We start from the raw sequence: 15,842 nt of genomic DNA on the forward strand, positions 1-15,842 counted from the left end.
CGCCCGGTTGACACTCCCCGAAGCCTCTGTTCACTCACCGTGCAAAGGCGGTACCGCCCGGCGGGGCGCGGGCTCGGGACCTTGCGACGTGCGCGTTGCGGGACGGGACGCGGAGGCGCGACGCCGCGACGTGGGCATTCGCCGTCCGCCTACGCCCGGTGCGGTACGCCGGAGGGCGCGACTGCTGCGCAGGACGCACTGCTCAAGCCGCTTCCCGCCGGACGACGCGAACACCGTCCGCGCGGGAGCGTCGACGTCATGAAGAAGAGCAGAGAGAACCACGCCGACGCGCGCCCCTCGGGCAGGGGCGTGACGCCGTCCGCAGGCGTGACGCCGTCTGCGGGAGCGATGCCGTCTGCGGGGGCGATGTCGTCCGCGAGGGGGACCGCGAGTGAAGCCGCGGGTGGGGCGGCGAGCGGGGACGGCGGCGCGCGCACCGAGCGGCTGTCGAAGGTGTACGGGACGGGCCCGACCGCCGTCCGGGCCCTGGACGGGGTGAGCGTGACGCTGCCCGGCGGGCGGTTCACCGCGATCATGGGACCGTCCGGCGCGGGCAAGTCCACGCTCATGCACTGCGTCGCGGGCCTGGACGCGCCGACCTCCGGCCGCGTGTTCGTCGGCGGCGTCGATCTCGGCGCGCTGCCCGACGCGAAGCTCACGCGGATGCGCCGGGAGCGGATCGGGTTCGTGTTCCAGGCGTTCAACCTGCTGCCGACGCTGACCGCCCGCGACAACGTCCTGCTGCCGACCACGCTCGCCGGGACGCGCCCCGACCAGCAGTGGTTCGACACCGTCGTCCGGACGCTGGGGCTCGGCGACCGGCTCGGGCACCGGCCCGCGGAGCTGTCCGGCGGCCAGCAGCAGCGGGTCGCGCTCGCCCGCGCGCTGATCACCCGTCCGGAGATCGTGTTCGCGGACGAGCCGACCGGCAACCTCGACTCGCGCACCGGCGCGGAGGTGCTGGCCCTGCTCCGCCGCTCGGTGGACGATCTCGGCCAGACCGTCGCGATGGTCACCCACGATCCGGCCGCCGCCGCGCACGCCGACTCCGTGATCTACCTCGCGGACGGCCGGATCGTGGACGTGATGGACGCCCCGACGCCCGACCGCGTCCTGGACCGGATGCGCTCGCTGGGCGGTGCGGCATGATCGGGCTGGCCGTCCGGGAGCTGTGGGGACGCCGCCGCCGGCTCGCGTCGTCGCTGGTCGCGGTGTTCCTCGGCGTCGCGTTCCTCACCGGGACGCTCGCGCTCGGCGACACGCTGTCGCACGCGATCGACCGGTACTTCGCGAACGCCTACGGCGACACCGACGTGATGGTCCGGAACGCGACGCGCGTGAGCAGGTCGCCGGGACAGTTGCCCGGCGAGATCGACGGGGCCGTCCTGCCGAAGGTGCGGGCCGTGCCGGGCACGGCGGACGCGCAGCCGGTGATCCAGGGGGCCGGCCAGCCGCTCGGCCGGGACGGGAAGGTCATCCCCGAACGCGGTCCGCGCGTCGCCGGGAACTGGATCGAGGACCCCGCGCTCAACGCGTACCGGATCGCGCAGGGCCGCGCGCCGCGCGCGCCGGACGAGGTCGTGATCAACAAGCGCGCCGCCGACGACGGGCACCTGCGCGTGGGGGACCGGACCGTCGTCCTCACGCCCGAGCGGGTGCCGGTGACGGTCGTCGGCATCAGCATGTTCGGCAAGGATCCCGCGTTCGGCGAGACCGCGTTCACCGCCTTCTCCCTCGAAGGCGCGCAGCGGTACGTGGCGCACGGGACCGGGCGCCTGACCGGCGTCGCCGTCCGCGCCGGATCCGGCGTCGGGCAGGGCGAGCTGGCCGCGCGCGTGTCCCGCGTCCTGCCCGCCGGAACCGAGGCGATCACCGGGAAGGCGCTGGTGGACGAGGGCGTCGGGCAGGTCCGGGACGGCTTCCTCAAGGTCTTCCAGAGCGCGCTGGCCGCCTTCGGCGCGGTCGCGCTGCTGGTCGCGGCGTTCTCCATCCACAACACGTTCGCGATCACGCTCGCCCAGCGGGTGCGCGAGTCGGCGCTGCTGCGCGCGGTCGGCGCGAGCCGCCGCCAGCTCACCCTGCTCGTGGGCGCGGAGGCGCTGGTCGTCGGCGGGGTCGCCACCGCGGCCGGGGCCGCGGGCGGCGTCGGCTGCGCGGCGCTGCTGAAGCTGCTGTTCCAGGGCTTCGGCATGGGCCTGGACGCGCAGGGCGTCGTGATCACCGCGCGGACGCTGCTGATCGCCGTGCCGGTCGGGCTGGCCGTCACGCTGCTGGCCGTGCTCGGACCCGCGGTGCGCGCCGCCCGGATCCCGCCGATCGCCGCGCTGCGGGAGTCGGCGGCCGAGCCCGCCGGAATGTCGGAGGCGCGTGTCATCGTGGGCTCGGTGGTGGCGGCCGTCGGCGTCGGGGCGGCGGTGTTCGGGGCGGTCGTCGGCCGTGCGGCGTGGACGGGCGTGGGCGCGTTGATGTCGCTGGTCGCGCTGGTGGCGCTGGGGCCGGTCGCGGCTCGTCCGGCCGCGGCTCTCATCGGCATGCCCGCGGCCCGGTGGCGCGGCGTGCCCGGGCGGCTCGCCCGCGAGAGCGCCGTGCGCTCGCCGCGCCGCACCGCCGGGGCCGCGACCGCGCTCATGATCGGCGTCGGCGTGGTCACGCTGCTCACGGTCTTCGCCGGGTCGCTGCGCGCCTCCCTGGCGGACGGCGTCGCGGGCTCGTTCCGCTCGGGCCTCGTCGTGAACGGCGGCACGAACGCGAGCGGCGGATTCGAGCCGTCCCTGGCCGCGCGCGCCGCCGCGCTGCCCCAGATCGAGACGGCCGCCGGGCTCGGCAAGGGCGCGGCCCGCGTGGACGGCCACACAGCGACGGTGGGCGTCGCCGACCCCGCGCAGCTCGCGCGGGTCCTCCGCCTGGACGTCACGTCCGGCACCCTCCCGTCCGACCCGTCCTCGCCTTCCGCGCCAGCACCAGGCCCCGGCCCCAGCGGCGCGTCGGGCACCGGTGGCGGCACGTCGGGCACGTCGGGCGGCGCGTCCGGCACCGGCAGCGGCACGTCCGGTGGCGCGTCGGGCACCGGTGGCGGCACGTCGGGCACGTCGGGCGGCGCGTCGGGCAACGGCGGTGGCGCGTCCGGCGGGGGAGCACGGGGGGCTGGGCCGGGGGTGCTGGCGGTGGCGGAGAAGGTCGCCGACCAGCGGAAATGGCGGGTCGGGGCGACGGTCACGGTCACGTTCTCGGACGGTTCGCGGCTGCCGATGACGGTCGGCGCGATCTACAAGCGGGCCGATCTGGCCGGGGACTACCTCGTCCCGCGGTCGGTGTGGGCCGAGCACAACCGGCGGCCGCAGGACATCGTGGCGTTCGCGAAGCCGAAGCAGGGCGTGTCGGAGGCGGACGCGCGGGCCGCGCTCACCTCGCTGGCCCGCTCGTACGGGGCGCCGGATGTCCAGAACCGGCCAGAGTACGTCGCGGCGCAGACCAAGCAGATGAACGCGTTCCTCGGGATCGTGTACGTGATGCTGGCGCTGGCGATCGTGATCGCGCTGCTCGGGATCGCGAACACGCTCGCCCTGTCCGTCCATGAGAGGACGCGTGAGCTGGGGCTTCTGCGGGCGGTCGGCGCGACCCGGCGGCAGCTGCGGTCGATGATCCGGTGGGAGTCGCTCATCGTGTCGCTGTTCGGCACGGCGGGCGGCGCGGGCCTCGGCCTCTTCCTCGGCTGGGCGCTGGTCGGCGCGATGTCGAACCCGTTCTCCGTCCCGGCCGTGCCTCTGGTGGTGATCCTGCTGGTCGGCGCGGTCGCCGGCGTCCTGGCCGCGCTGCGGCCCGCGCGCCGAGCGGCACGGCTTCCGGCGCTCACCGCCGTGGCGTCCACGTGAGACGCGTCCGCGCCGTCCGCCCTCGGTGTTTTCAGGGGGGCGGACGGTGCCGGGCGCGCACGCGCATGGTTGTCACTCCTGTGCCTCGCGCCGCCGGAGTCACGGTCGTCCCACCCGCGCGGCCTAAGCGGACGCCTCGTGCGCGCACGAGGACGGCCCGTATGCGGTCTCGGAGGACGCGATCGGGCGGCGAGGACGGTGCGAGGACGGTGCGCCGCAGGATGCGCGGTTTGCCTGGATAGGCTGTTGCAATGCAGGTCAACCAGTCGGGCAAGCTCGCCAACGTCTGTTACGACATCCGCGGTCCGGTCCTGAAGCGCGCCAGGGAGCTGGAGGCGCAGGGCAACCGGATCCTCAAGCTGCACATCGGGAACCCCGCTCCGTTCGGGTTCGAGGCCCCGCCCGAACTGCTGCAGGACATGATCCGCAACCTGCCGGAGGCGCACGGCTACAGCGACTCCAAGGGCATCCTGCCCGCCCGCCGCGCCGTGGTCCAGCGGTGCGAGGAGCTGGGCATCGCCGGAGTGGACGTCGAGGACGTCTACCTGGGCAACGGCGTCTCCGAGCTGATCGTGATGACGCTCCAGGCGCTGCTCGACGACGGTGACCAGGTGCTCATCCCCACTCCGGACTACCCGCTGTGGACGGCCGCGACGTCGCTGTCCGGCGGCGTGCCGGTGCACTACCGGTGCGACGAGGCGGCGGGCTGGGCGCCCGACCTCGACGACCTGGAAAGCAAGATCACCGACCGCACCCGGGCGGTCGTGATCATCAACCCGAACAACCCGACCGGCGCGGTCTACCCGCGCGAGGTGCTGCTCGGCATCACCGAGCTGGCGCGCCGGCACGGCCTGCTGATTTTCGCCGACGAGATCTACGACCGGATCCTGTACGACGGCGCGGCGCACACCTCGATCGCCTCGCTCGCCCCCGACCTGCTCTGCCTGACCTTCGGCGGACTGTCGAAGAACTACCGGGTGGCCGGGTTCCGGTGCGGCTGGGTGATCCTCTCCGGCCCGAAGGAGCACGCCGAGTCCTACATCGAGGGCCTCGACATCCTCGCGAACATGCGGCTGTGCCCGAACGTCCCCGCGCAGTACGCCGTGCAGGCCGCGCTCGGCGGCACGCAGAGCATCGAGGAGCTCGTCCTGCCGACCGGACGGCTCGGCGAGCAGCGCGACCGCGCCGCGAAGATGCTCAACGACATCCCCGGCGTGAGCTGCGTCCGCCCGGCCGGCGCGCTCTACGTCTTCCCGCGCCTCGACCCGGAGACGTACCCGGTCAAGGACGACGTCCAGTTCGCGTTCGACCTGCTGGAGCAGCAGAACATCCTGATCGTGCAGGGCACCGGCTTCAACTGGCCGACGCCCGACCACTTCCGGATCGTGACGCTCCAGTACGCCGACGAGCTCGAAGAGGCGATCGGCCGCATCGGCGACTTCCTCGGCACCTACCGTCCCTGACCGTCAGGTGAGACTTTCGGAGCGCCGCGAAAGCGTTCTGTGGCCCGCGGGGAGGCCGGAGGCTACTCGGCGTCCCCGTCCTTCCCGCTCGCCGCCGCGGCCTGGTCGAGACGGCGGAGCGCACCCCGCACGACCTGCGGATCGGTCGTCGCCCAGAACGGCGGCAGGGACGCCTTCAGGAAACCGCCGTACCGCGCCGTCGCGAGCCTCGGGTCGAGAACGGCCACCACGCCCCGGTCGTCCATCGCGCGCAGGAGACGGCCCGCGCCCTGCGCCAGCAGCAGCGCGGCGTGCGTCGCCGCGACCGTCATGAAGCCGTTGCCGCCGCGCGCCGCGACCGCCCGCTGCCGCGCCGACGCGACCGGGTCGTCCGGGCGGGGGAACGGGATCCGGTCCATGATCACCAGTTGCAGCGACGGGCCGGGCACGTCCACGCCCTGCCAGAGCGACAGGGTGCCGAACAGGCAGGTCCGCTCGTCCTCGGCGAACTGCTTGACCAGCAGGGACGTGGAGTCCTCGCCCTGGCAGAGCAGCGGGTGCGACAGGTGGTCCTTCAGCTCGTCGGCGGCCTGGCGGGCGGCGCGCATCGAGGAGAACAGCCCGAGCGTGCGGCCTCCGGCGGCCTCGATCAGCTCGGTGATCTCGGTCAGGTAGGCGTCGGGGAGGCCGTCGCGGCCCGGCTGCGGCAGGTGCCGCGCGACGTAGAGGATGCCCGAGCGCGGATGGTCGAAGGGCGACCCGACGTCGATGCCCGTCCACGCCAGGTCCTGCTTGCCCTTCTCGGGCTTGGCCTTTTCGGACTGCGTCTTTTCGGGCTGGGCCTTTTCGGACGGGGCCTTCTCGGGCTGAGCCTCGGCATCGGCTTGCGCGGGGGCGCGCTGCGCCGGGACGTCAAGCGGAGGCAAACCCCATTGGCGAGCCAGGGGTTCGAAGGATCCGCCCAGCGTGAGTGTGGCGGACGTGAGGACGGCCGTGCGCTTCTCGAAGAGCGTCGCGCGCAGCAGCCCTCCCACGCCGATCGGTGCAACGTGCAACGTCGGCGGACGCTTCGGACGGCCGTCCTGCACGAACGGCTTCTCCAGCCAGACGACCTCGTTCCGCGCGGCGATCTCGACCTGGTAGGACTCCAGGATCCGGACGGCCGTGTCGTGCAGATCCTCCAGCGCGGACCGGGCCGCCTTGCGCGCGCCCGCGTCGGCCGGGTCCATTTCCTTCTTCTCCGGACCGATCGCGGTGAGGCAGGCGTGCGCGGCGTCCCGGACGACGGCGAGCGCGTTGCCGAGGGCCTCGGGCAGGACGTCCATACGTCCTGCAGGAAATTCCTCCAGGAGAAGCGTCAGATCCTCTGCCGAGACCTTCAGACGGTCGGCGACGCCCTCTTCGATGAGCCGTCCGCAGCGCCGGGCGGCCGTGTCTACAGCGGAAGCTGAAATGTCGCCCGTGGCTACGGCGGTGACGCGGTCGACGAGTTCGTGCGCCTCGTCCACGATGACGATGTCGTGCTCGGGGAGGACCTGGAACTCCTCGAGAGCGTCGATCGCGAGCAGCGCGTGGTTGGTGACGACGATGTGCGCCTCGCCCGCCTGCGCGCGGGCCAGCTCGGCGAAACACTCCGTGCCCTGCGGACACCGCGTCGCGCCCAGGCATTCCTTGGCGGTGACCGCGACCTGACGCCACGCCTGTTCGCTCACGCCCGGAACGAGCTCGTCGCGGTCGCCCGTCTGCGTCTCGTCCGCCCATTCGTTCAGCCGTTTCACCTGGCGGCCGAGCGTGGAGAGCTGCTGCGGATCGAACAGGCCGTGGTCTTCTTCCTGCTCGTCCGGAACGCCGGTCTGGACGCGGTGGAGGCACAGGTAGTTACGGCGGCCCTTGAGAATCGCGAACTTCAGCTCGGTGCCCAGGTGCGGCCGGAGGGCTTCGGCGAGCCGCGGCAGATCGCGGTCCACCAGCTGCCGCTGGAGGGCGATGGTCGCGGTCGAGACCACGACCGTCCGCCCCTTGGTGACCGCGTGCCGGATCGCCGGGACGAGGTAGGCGAGCGACTTTCCGGTGCCGGTGCCCGCCTGCGCGGCGAGGTGCTCGCCGTCGCCGAGCGCCTTCTCCACGGCCTCGGCCATGGCGACCTGTCCGGTCCGCTCGGCGCCGCCGATGGCCTGGACGGCGGCGGAGAGCAGCGTGGCCGTGTCGGGGACGCGTCCGGCCGTGGCGGGCACGCCCTTGCCTTTGGCGGGACGCGCGGAACCGGCCGACTCTTCGGCGTCGGCGGAGCTGGAGAGCAGATCAGGGGCGGGCACGACGCCCAACGCTACCGTCCGTCCGCCGTGCTCGCGGCCAAGCCGGCGCGGTTGGCCCAGGCGGTAACGACCCAGTGGCCTGGATCACTTCCTCGACCAGCAGCCGCTGGGCAGTTGTCCAGATCACACGGTTTCGGACGGTCTCGGCTGGAACGCGGCCCACATAATGAAGCACTTACTTATTCCGCTGCCCGTCGAGGGGGTTGACGCATGTCCGAAGTCGGGCTTTCCGGGCGGTCCCGGGCAGTGTTCAGCTGCTTCGGCGCGGCCGTCATCGCCGGTGCGTCGGGCCTCGCCGTGTATGCGGCGAACCCGTCCCCACCGCCGTCCCGCTACTACAGCGCCACTTTCGCGCGCGCGGGGCAGGGGCTCGACAGCAGGTCGGACGTCAAGGTCCGTGGGGTGACGGTCGGGAACGTCGATTCCGTGAAACTCACTGGGGACGGCCGTGTGCGCGTGCGTCTGCGCGTGGATCGCGGCGTGCGCGTCCCGCGCGGGGCCGAGGCCCGCATCGACCCGGTGTCCATCTTCGGGCCGAAGGAGATCTCGCTGGATTTCGCCGGGGCCGGGGACGGTCCCTATCTCGCGGACGGCGATGCCATCGCGCGCACGCGCGAGGCGTCCGATCCGGCTGAGACGGCGATGCCCGCCTACCGGCTCAGCCAGGCGATCGACCCCGACGACGTGGTCACCCTGACGCGGACGCTGTCGGAGGGCCTGAACGGTCAGGGGCCCGCACTGCACCGGACGATCGACAACGGCAGCCGCCTGGCCGGGCTGGGCACGTCCGACCGCGCCGAGCTGCGGACGCTGATCGGCAGCCTGAACGGCCTGGCCGGAACGTTCCAGGGACGCGGCGACGAGATCGTCCGGACGAGCCGCGACGCGTCCGGGCTGACCGCGCTCGTCGGCGACCGGCCGGACCGGATCACCGCGCTGCTCGACCAGGCCGGAATCCTGAGCGGACGCGTCGGCGACCGGCTCCGCGACCACGGGGCGAACGCCGGGAGCCTCATCGACGACCTCAGCGGGCCGGCCACGCTCGTCGCGGCGAACCGTCCCGCGCTGAGCCTGCTGATCACGAACCTGACCCGGCTCTTCAACGGGCTCGGCGGCATGCTGAACGGCCCCGGACCGTCCGGGTACCGCACCGCGATGATGATCGACAGCCAGCAGATCACGCCCTGCGGGATCTTCATCGACCTCTGCGCCACCGCCACGCCCGCGCGCTGACGGGCCGCGTTGCGGTCGGCCCCGAAGAGCGCTTTGGGACAGCCCCAGGGACGGAACGGTCCAGAGCGTCCGCGAAGATACTGCTGTGTCTGATGCTGAAAGAGAAGTCCTGACCTGGGAACTGTTCGGCACGGCCAGCCGCGAGCTGGCCGTCGCGGTCGCCGAGAGCGGTTACCGGCCGGACCTGATCCTGTCGATCGCGCGCGGCGGGCTGTTCGTGGCGGGCGCCCTCGGCTACGCCCTCGACGTCAAGAACCTGCACGTCATGAACGTCGAGTTCTACACCGGCGTGGACCAGCGGCTCGACATGCCGGTCATGCTCCCGCCCGTCCCCGCCCCCGTGGACCTCTCCGGCGCGCGCGTCCTGGTCGCCGACGACGTCGCCGACACCGGCGCGACCCTCAAGCTCGTCCGGGACTTCTGCGCCGACCACGTCGCGGACGTCCGCTGCGCCGTCGTCTACGAGAAGCCCCACTCGACCGTGAAGTGCGAGTACGTGTGGCGCCACACCGACCGCTGGATCAACTTCCCGTGGTCCACGCTGCCCCCGGTCGTGCAGCGGGACGACCAGGTCCTGGACGCCTGACGGTTCGCCCCTCGCAAAGGCCGGGTCCCTCCGCCGGGCCCGGCCTCACTCATAGGGGCACGACCTGCGAAATCGTGGGCCGCGCCTAAGGCACCCGTTCGGTTATCCACAGATCGGCCGCCCGGTGGCGACCCCGGAGCCGGGTCGGCCAGGGTCGAAGCATGACCAACGCATCGACCCGTCTGGTGATCCGGACCCCCGACGACGCCATCGCCGCCGTCCCGTACCTGCTCGGCTTCCACCCGTCGGACAGCCTCGTCGTGCTGGGCTTCGACGGCCCGGAGAGCACCTGCGCCGTCCGCGTCGACTTACCGGACGACCCGTCCGCCACCCGCGAGGCGGCCGAGCGGATCGCGACCGTGATCGGCCGCAACGGCTTCCGCAAGGCCCTCATCGTCGGCTACGGCGACCCCGCGAAGGTGACCGCCGCCGCGTCGGCCACCTGGGAGTCCCTCGCCGCCGCCGACGTCCGCACCGTCGAGGCCATGCGCGTCGCGGACGGCCGCTGGTGGTCCCTCACCTGCCTGGAGAGGTGCTGCCCGCCCGAAGGCCGCCCCTTCGACACCAGCACCACCGAACTCGCCGCCCGAGCGGCCTACGCCGGCCACACCGCCCTCCCCAACCGGGACGACCTCCGCAACTCCCTGGCCCCCGCACCCGGCGCATCGCAGGCCGCGGTCCGCCGCGCCACCCTCCGAGCCGAAGCCGAAATCCAGCAGTGGACGCAGGAGACACCGTCCGCCCAAGCCCTGACCGCCCGCAAAACGACCAAGGCGCTGGACCTTCTCACCGGCATCCGCGCTGCCGGCGGCACCACGAACGCCGACGCGGCCATGCTGTCCGTCCTCATGACCGACCTGCGCGTCCGAGACGAGATCTGGGTCCGCCTCGACCACGAGACGGACCTGCCCCTCTGGCGAGAGATCCTCCGCAGAACCGACCTCCGCCACGCCGCCGCCCCGGCGTCCCTGCTGGCCTTCCTCGCCTACACCACGGGCGACGGCGGCTTGGCGAACCTGGCCCTGGACCGCGCCGAGGAGGCCGATCCCCACTACTCCATGGCGGCCCTGATCCGCGCCATCATCGCCCTCGGCGTCCCGCCGAAGAAGGCGCGCTTGAAACTCACCCCGCAAGACCTGGCCGACCTCTACAAGGCCCGCGACCATCCCGAAACCCTTCGCCCGGAGCCCCACCCATGACTCGCCACCGCCGGCGCCCGCTGGCGGCGAGGCATCGAGGTGCTCGCCCAGGCCGTCGCTGTCCGGTGCGATCACCCCGTTGTCGATCAGCCGGGGGATTCCAGGCCAGTGGCGTGCCAGATCGTCGGCGCAGTAGGCGGCCGGTGAACGCTCGGTACGGCTGCGGGGTCGTGGGCCGCAGCCGTCACGCGAACGACGGCCACCGGTCGGCGGCCCACTTCCGCCAGCCGTCCCAGCCGGGCGGCGGGTCAGCGATCTCACGGCCCTCCAGCTCTGCCGCGTCGGGTTCCTCGAAGAGCGCCCGCCCGTCCACGATGTCGGCGTCCGATATCGCCACCGTCTTCTCGGAGTCGGTCGCCCAGCGGTTGGCGATACGCGCGCGTTGGGTCTCCTCGTCCACCGGCAGGTAGACCATGCGGAAGCAGGCTCTCTCGGCCTCCACCAGCCAGCGGATCGCCGACCGTTCGTCCCGCGACCAGCAGCCGTAGTCCAGGACGACGTCGGTGCCCACTTTGACCGCCTCCAAGGCGAGCCAGAGCAGGCGCCCTTCCAGCACGTCGCGCTTCCCGTCCGCCTCCGCCTCGCCGAACAGGGGAATCATCCAGTCGTCGGGCGTCAGACGCAGCGCGCCGTGCTCCGCGGCGAGCTGCCGGGCTTGCGTGGTCTTTCCGGCCCCTGGCAGGCCGACCATCAGGAACAACGTGGTCACGCCCGAATCGTGGCAGGAAGGCCGATGAGACCACCATCGCTTTATTCGCCTGCTCACAGGCCGAGCACAGGAGCATGGAGGCCCCCGTGACGGTCTGGCCGCGCGCTCGGGGCCGCCCGGCATGTTCGCGGGGCTGCCGCTCCGTCCGGCTGGTCGGCTGGGCGCGCGAAGGCCCGCGAGCCGGTGCTCTTCGGTGCTCGTCCTGCTCAAGCCCGTTCTGCGCGGGGCGCACGCCTGCGCGGGGCGCACGCCTGCGCGGGGCGCACGCCTGCGCAGGTCGCGGTGTTCGCTGGTGGGCGGGTAGGCGCTGACGAGGGGTGAAGCGGCGCAGTTCGAGCCCCTCTTGGAGGCAGCGGTGGGTGGCCGGCTGTTGCGGTTGTTACTCGAGTGGCCGTAGGTGGTCACGGTGCATCAGGAGGTGGGGTGAGGGCTCCTTTAGGAGTCGGTGATTCCTGGGGAGGCATTGTGGGTGGACGTGACGTTCGGTGCGGTGGGGGCTCGGCCACGGCGGGGAACCTCGCGTTGGACCTGGTGGGCGGCGGCGCTGGGCGGGTGCCTTTGCGGGTGCTGCCCGGAGGCGAGTCCGCCGTGGGGGCTCGGCAGGTGGCGGCGCAGGTGGTTCACCTGCTGCTGGAGGCGCTGGCCGGGAAAGCGGTGCTCGGATATGAGGGCGTGGCCGTGAGCGGGCCGGTGGCCGTGCCGCAGGTGCTGTCCTGCTGGGTGCAGCAGGTGGACGGACGGGCCGCTGAGGGTGGGGCCGTCGTCCTGTTCCGGGGGCGCGTCCACGGGGTCGCGCTCCGGATGGAGCTCCGGCACGGGCGGTGGCGGTGCGCGGAACTCGAAACCACCGCTCTCCGCCGGGTGGCGACGTCCAGTGCCTAGCGCTGGCACAGTGCGCGCGCCGGATCGGTAACGGCGTCCGGGACCTCCGGGATCCCGGTCGGCGCGGTCGGCGCGGTCGGCGCGGTCGGCGCGGTCGGCGCGGTCGGCGCGGTCGGCGGGGTCGGCGGGGTCGGCGGGGTCGGCGGGGTCGGCGGGGTCGGCCGGTCACCCTCGGCGCGGGCAGTCGTACCTGTGGAGGCTGGTCAACCGGATCGCGGGCGAGTGCGGTGTCCCGTTCACGGTCGGCCCGCGCTCCTTCAGCCGCTCGGCGGCACGGCGGGCGGGGTCAGGGGGAGGTGCCGGCTTGGTGGCGGCGGGCGGCCGGTTGTGGCCGTTCGGGGAAGCGGGGTGGTGAGTGTCAGGGGCGGCGGACGGCTTCGCCGGGGCTGCCGGGGTCTATGCGGCGGTGGCGGTTGCGCTCGTTCCAGGCGCGCATGCGGGGTGGGTAGCCGACGATCTGGACGTCGTAGACGGGCATGCCGAGGTCGCGGGCGACCTTGCCGATGACCTTGGGGGAGCCGACGCGGCGGCGGGTCCATTCGCCGTCGGTGGCGACGGCCACGGCGGTGGTGTCGGTGGCGAAGGTCTCGGGCTCCACGTAGAACTCGACGCCCGGACGTGAGCGGGCGAACGCGATCAGCGCCTCGATGTCGTCGTCGGTGGCCTCGCGGTCCAGCTTGGCGACCGTTGTTCCGCGGTTTCGGCGGATTCCGAAACGGTCCCGGAATCTCATCGGTTGTCCTGTCCGTTCTCTTGCGCTCGGGATGCGGTTTTCCTGAGCGATCGGCATTATTGCGTCAACGATCGCCGGGGCGATGCCGGTTCCCCGACATTCGGCGCGTCCGGGGCGGACGGCGTTCGGGTGCGGCCTACACTGGCGGACTCCGGCGATCAATGCAACGGGCGCCCCCAGGAGGCGGGATGAGGGTTCGGCAGGCGTTGGTTCGACGGGGAGCGGCGGCGGTGGCCGCCGTGACGGCTTGCGGGGCGGTGAGTTCACTGGCGCCCGTGGCCGCGGCCGGGCGGATCGATCTGGCGGCGGCACGGCAGAGCACGACGCAGCAGGCGCAGCTGCTGAGCGCGCAGCGCAATCCGGTGGCGGCTCCGCCGCGCAAGATCAATTGCGCCAAGGTCAAGTGCATCGCGCTGACCTTCGACGACGGGCCGGTGGCGGGCACCGACAAGTTGCTGAAGATCCTGGCGCAGCGGCACGTGCGGGTGACGTTCTTCCTGGTCGGACGCAACGCCAAGGCGCGTCCCGACCTGGTGCGCAAGGAGCTCGCGGCGGGGCACGAGATCGGCAACCACAGCTACACGCACGCGGAGCTCACCAAGCTGTCCACGGCCGGGATCAAGAGCGAGATCGGCAAGACCCAGGCGGCGATCCGGAAGGCGAGCGGGTTCACGCCGAAGCTGCTGCGGCCGCCGTACGGGGCGACGAACTCGCGGGTCGCGTCCGTCACCAAGCGGCTCGGGATGCCTCAGATCATCTGGGCGGTCGACCCGCTGGACTGGCGTGACCGCAACTCCAGGACCGTCGAGCGGCGCGTGGTGAGCGCGGCGCGTCCGGGCTACATCGTGCTCATGCACGACATCCACCCGACGACGGTGAACGCCGTCCCGACGATCCTGAGCAAGCTGGCCAAGAAGGGCTACGTGTTCGTGACCGTCTCCGAGCTGTTCGGGCACCCGCTCAAGCCCGGCAAGACGTACGCGCACCGCTGATCCCGGCGAGATCCGGCCGGTCCCTCGCGTGAGGGATCGGCCGTTCGGGTGAGCCGTTCGGGCCCGCCGTCCGTGAAGGAGACAGGGACGGCGGGCGAGGGGACGGAATCATGGCCGGAACATGCGACGGCGAGCAGCCCGGATCGGCGGGCGAGCACGCGCTCCAGGAGACGGCGGGGACGGCCGGGCGCGCGCGGCGGTTCTACGACGACCAGGTGCTCGACCACCTGAACCCCAAGATGATCGAGTTCGTCCGGCGGCAGGAGATGGCGTTCGTCGCCACGTCGGACGCGTACGGGGAGTGCGACTGCAGCTTCCGCGCCGGCCCGCCGGGATTCCTGGCCGTGCCGGACGACCGGACCATCGCCTACCCGGAGTACCGGGGCAACGGCGTCCTGGCGAGCCTCGGGAACATCACCGAGAACCCGCACGTCGGCATCCTGATCATCGACTTCTTCCGGGACGTGATCGGACTGCACGTCAACGGCACCGCCCGGATCGTCCTCGACGCGGACATGCGGGCGCGATATCCGGAACTGCCCGAACCCGACGTCCCCGGGCGGCGCGCCGAGCGCTGGGTCGTGGTGGACGTGGAGGAGGCGTACATCCACTGCGCCAAGCACATCCCGCTGCTGGCGCGCCTTCCGCGCGAGCGCCACTGGGGGACGGACGACACGCGCCGTAAGGGCGGCGACTTCTTCGGCGCCGCCGCAGACGCCCGCACCCGACGCCGACTCCCCGGCAACCACCCTCGAAGCGTCTGACCCACAGTCCCGTCCGGAACCATGAGCCCACCGGACGGTCTTCACCCACCCACCCACCCACCTACCGGACGGTCTCCACACCCACCTACCGGACGGTCTCCACCTGCACTCAGCCCGCCGGACGGTCTTCACTCGCACTCAGCCCGCCCCGCGCTCCGCGCCGGGTCGCGCTGGCATCGCGCCGAGGTGTGCCCGAATCCGGATACGCTCCGTATGCACTCGTAACGTTACGAAGTAGCTCCAGGTAACTGGCCGGTGGAACACCGCGTCGTCACCCACAGTGACAGATTCTTTACCTGTCGGCGGAAAAGCGGTAAGGGACCCGTTTCGCTCCGACGGCAGGGAGGCCCACATGCTGCACGGCGTCGACATCTCCTCGTACAACCCGCACTACCGCCCGCACGGCGAGGTGGACTTCGTGATCATCAAGGCCACCGAGGGACGTACCTACGTCAACCCCCACCGCGTCGCCCAGGCCGCCGCCGCGCGCAAGGCGGGCTGTGTGGTCGGTTTCTACCACTTCCTGCACCCGCGCCGGATCAATGCCCAGGCCAAGTACTTCGTCGAGCACTGCCACGCCCGCGAGGGCGACATCCTCGCCCTGGACTGGGAGACCACCTCGAAGGGCAAGCGCGCCTCCAGCAAGCAGAAGGACAAGTTCCTGCGCAAGGTCAAGAAGCTGATGCCCCACCACCGAGTGATCCTCTACTGCGACCGCCACGTGTGGAACGACCGCCGCACGAGCCACTACGTGGCCGACGGCCTGTGGATCGCCAGCTACCGCGAGGCGGGCGACCCCGGCATCGACGAGAAGTGGCTGTTCCACCAGTACACCTCCACTCCGATCGACAAGAACGTCGCCCGGTTCGGCAGCCGCTCCGCCCTGCGGAAGTGGGCCTTCGGCCACGACCACTGACGTCCCCCGTTCCGGCCCCGGCCCCACCGTCCTCGCCGTCTGGGTGCCGGGCTGCCGGCCGTCCGCGCACCTCCAGGCCTTCCGGCGGTGGCGCCGCCCCGTATCCGACCGGCCCCCGTATCCGACCGGCCCCCGTATCCGACCGGCCCCCGTATCCGACCGGCCCCCGCATCCGACCGGTTCCCGCGCCCGACCGGCG

At 72.4% G+C, this 15,842-nt stretch carries 13 protein-coding genes; 10 read left to right on the forward strand and 3 right to left on the reverse strand.

Annotated features, from left to right (window positions below; translation table 11 throughout):
* Positions 1 to 366 precede the first annotated feature (366 nt).
* The 3 genes from ACFPCY_RS39305 to ACFPCY_RS39315 all read left to right on the forward strand — a co-directional run bounded on the left by ACFPCY_RS39305 (position 367) and on the right by ACFPCY_RS39315 (position 5,335).
* On the forward strand, positions 367 to 1,149 hold the full coding sequence (locus tag ACFPCY_RS39305; RefSeq protein ID WP_378264519.1) for an ABC transporter ATP-binding protein: 783 nt from the start codon (positions 367 to 369) through the stop codon (positions 1,147 to 1,149).
* On the forward strand, positions 1,146 to 3,872 hold the full coding sequence (locus ACFPCY_RS39310) for an ABC transporter permease (RefSeq protein ID WP_378264291.1): 2,727 nt from the start codon (positions 1,146 to 1,148) through the stop codon (positions 3,870 to 3,872). The genes ACFPCY_RS39305 and ACFPCY_RS39310 overlap by 4 nt, the downstream gene beginning before the upstream one ends.
* 251 nt (positions 3,873 to 4,123) lie before the next feature.
* Positions 4,124 to 5,335: a pyridoxal phosphate-dependent aminotransferase gene (locus tag ACFPCY_RS39315; RefSeq protein ID WP_378264293.1), complete on the forward strand. Its 1,212-nt coding sequence runs from the start codon at positions 4,124 to 4,126 to the stop codon at positions 5,333 to 5,335.
* A gap of 62 nt (positions 5,336 to 5,397) precedes the next feature.
* On the opposite strand, the gene ACFPCY_RS39320 is transcribed toward ACFPCY_RS39315, so the two are convergent.
* Positions 5,398 to 7,629: an ATP-dependent DNA helicase gene (locus ACFPCY_RS39320; RefSeq protein WP_378264295.1), complete on the reverse strand. Its 2,232-nt coding sequence runs from the start codon at positions 7,627 to 7,629 to the stop codon at positions 5,398 to 5,400.
* 210 nt (positions 7,630 to 7,839) lie between these two features.
* On the opposite strand from ACFPCY_RS39320, the gene ACFPCY_RS39325 reads away from it, so the two are divergent.
* The 3 genes from ACFPCY_RS39325 (at position 7,840) to ACFPCY_RS39335 (ending at position 10,647) form a co-directional block, all read left to right on the forward strand.
* A complete protein-coding gene (locus ACFPCY_RS39325; protein ID WP_378264297.1) occupies positions 7,840 to 8,862 on the forward strand; it encodes an MlaD family protein in 1,023 nt (340 codons plus the stop codon).
* Positions 8,863 to 8,947: 85 nt separating this feature from the next.
* A complete protein-coding gene (locus ACFPCY_RS39330) occupies positions 8,948 to 9,448 on the forward strand; it encodes a phosphoribosyltransferase (protein ID WP_378264299.1) in 501 nt (166 codons plus the stop codon).
* A gap of 161 nt (positions 9,449 to 9,609) precedes the next feature.
* Positions 9,610 to 10,647 (forward strand): DUF4192 domain-containing protein, encoded by a 1,038-nt coding sequence (locus tag ACFPCY_RS39335; RefSeq protein WP_378264301.1) that lies wholly within the window; start codon positions 9,610 to 9,612, stop codon positions 10,645 to 10,647.
* Positions 10,648 to 10,831: 184 nt separating this feature from the next.
* Here the strand turns inward: ACFPCY_RS39335 and ACFPCY_RS39340 are convergent, their stop codons facing one another.
* The gene (locus tag ACFPCY_RS39340; RefSeq protein ID WP_378264303.1) at positions 10,832 to 11,356 is read right to left on the reverse strand and encodes a P-loop nucleotide/nucleoside kinase family protein; all 525 of its coding nucleotides are present in this window, start codon (positions 11,354 to 11,356) and stop codon (positions 10,832 to 10,834) included.
* 531 nt (positions 11,357 to 11,887) lie between these two features.
* Between ACFPCY_RS39340 and ACFPCY_RS39345 the strand changes: the two genes are divergently transcribed.
* The gene (locus tag ACFPCY_RS39345) at positions 11,888 to 12,238 is read left to right on the forward strand and encodes an Rv3235 family protein (RefSeq protein ID WP_378264521.1); all 351 of its coding nucleotides are present in this window, start codon (positions 11,888 to 11,890) and stop codon (positions 12,236 to 12,238) included.
* 358 nt (positions 12,239 to 12,596) lie between these two features.
* On the opposite strand, the gene ACFPCY_RS39350 is transcribed toward ACFPCY_RS39345, so the two are convergent.
* The gene (locus ACFPCY_RS39350) at positions 12,597 to 12,971 is read right to left on the reverse strand and encodes a hypothetical protein (RefSeq protein ID WP_378264304.1); all 375 of its coding nucleotides are present in this window, start codon (positions 12,969 to 12,971) and stop codon (positions 12,597 to 12,599) included.
* 275 nt (positions 12,972 to 13,246) lie between these two features.
* Here ACFPCY_RS39350 and ACFPCY_RS39355 point away from each other — a divergent pair, with 275 nt between their 5' ends.
* From ACFPCY_RS39355 to ACFPCY_RS39365, 3 genes are all read left to right on the forward strand, one after another.
* Positions 13,247 to 13,963, forward strand: a complete 717-nt coding sequence (locus tag ACFPCY_RS39355) for a polysaccharide deacetylase family protein (protein ID WP_378264306.1) — start codon at positions 13,247 to 13,249, stop codon at positions 13,961 to 13,963.
* Positions 13,964 to 14,073: 110 nt separating this feature from the next.
* The gene (locus tag ACFPCY_RS39360) at positions 14,074 to 14,727 is read left to right on the forward strand and encodes a pyridoxamine 5'-phosphate oxidase family protein (RefSeq protein ID WP_378264308.1); all 654 of its coding nucleotides are present in this window, start codon (positions 14,074 to 14,076) and stop codon (positions 14,725 to 14,727) included.
* A gap of 352 nt (positions 14,728 to 15,079) precedes the next feature.
* Positions 15,080 to 15,643 carry a glycoside hydrolase family 25 protein gene (locus tag ACFPCY_RS39365; protein ID WP_378264310.1) on the forward strand — a complete coding sequence of 188 codons (564 nt, stop codon included), beginning with the start codon at positions 15,080 to 15,082 and terminating at the stop codon, positions 15,641 to 15,643.
* Positions 15,644 to 15,842: the final 199 nt, after the last annotated feature.

The organism is Actinomadura gamaensis, from assembly GCF_042652125.1.
GTDB lineage: Bacteria > Actinomycetota > Actinomycetes > Streptosporangiales > Streptosporangiaceae > Spirillospora > Spirillospora gamaensis.

Excerpts from the sequence above, each read along its gene's own strand:
- ACFPCY_RS39365 (WP_378264310.1), top strand. The coding sequence starts at position 15,080 with ATGCTGCACGGCGTCGACATCTCCTCGTACAACCCGCACTACCGCCCG.
- ACFPCY_RS39360 (WP_378264308.1), top strand. The coding sequence starts at position 14,074 with ATGGCCGGAACATGCGACGGCGAGCAGCCCGGATCGGCGGGCGAGCAC.
- ACFPCY_RS39325 (WP_378264297.1), top strand. The coding sequence starts at position 7,840 with ATGTCCGAAGTCGGGCTTTCCGGGCGGTCCCGGGCAGTGTTCAGCTGC.
- ACFPCY_RS39305 (WP_378264519.1), top strand. The coding sequence starts at position 367 with ATGTCGTCCGCGAGGGGGACCGCGAGTGAAGCCGCGGGTGGGGCGGCG.
- ACFPCY_RS39315 (WP_378264293.1), top strand. The coding sequence starts at position 4,124 with ATGCAGGTCAACCAGTCGGGCAAGCTCGCCAACGTCTGTTACGACATC.
- ACFPCY_RS39310 (WP_378264291.1), top strand. The coding sequence starts at position 1,146 with ATGATCGGGCTGGCCGTCCGGGAGCTGTGGGGACGCCGCCGCCGGCTC.
- ACFPCY_RS39350 (WP_378264304.1), bottom strand. The coding sequence starts at position 12,971 with ATGAGATTCCGGGACCGTTTCGGAATCCGCCGAAACCGCGGAACAACG.
- ACFPCY_RS39335 (WP_378264301.1), top strand. The coding sequence starts at position 9,610 with ATGACCAACGCATCGACCCGTCTGGTGATCCGGACCCCCGACGACGCC.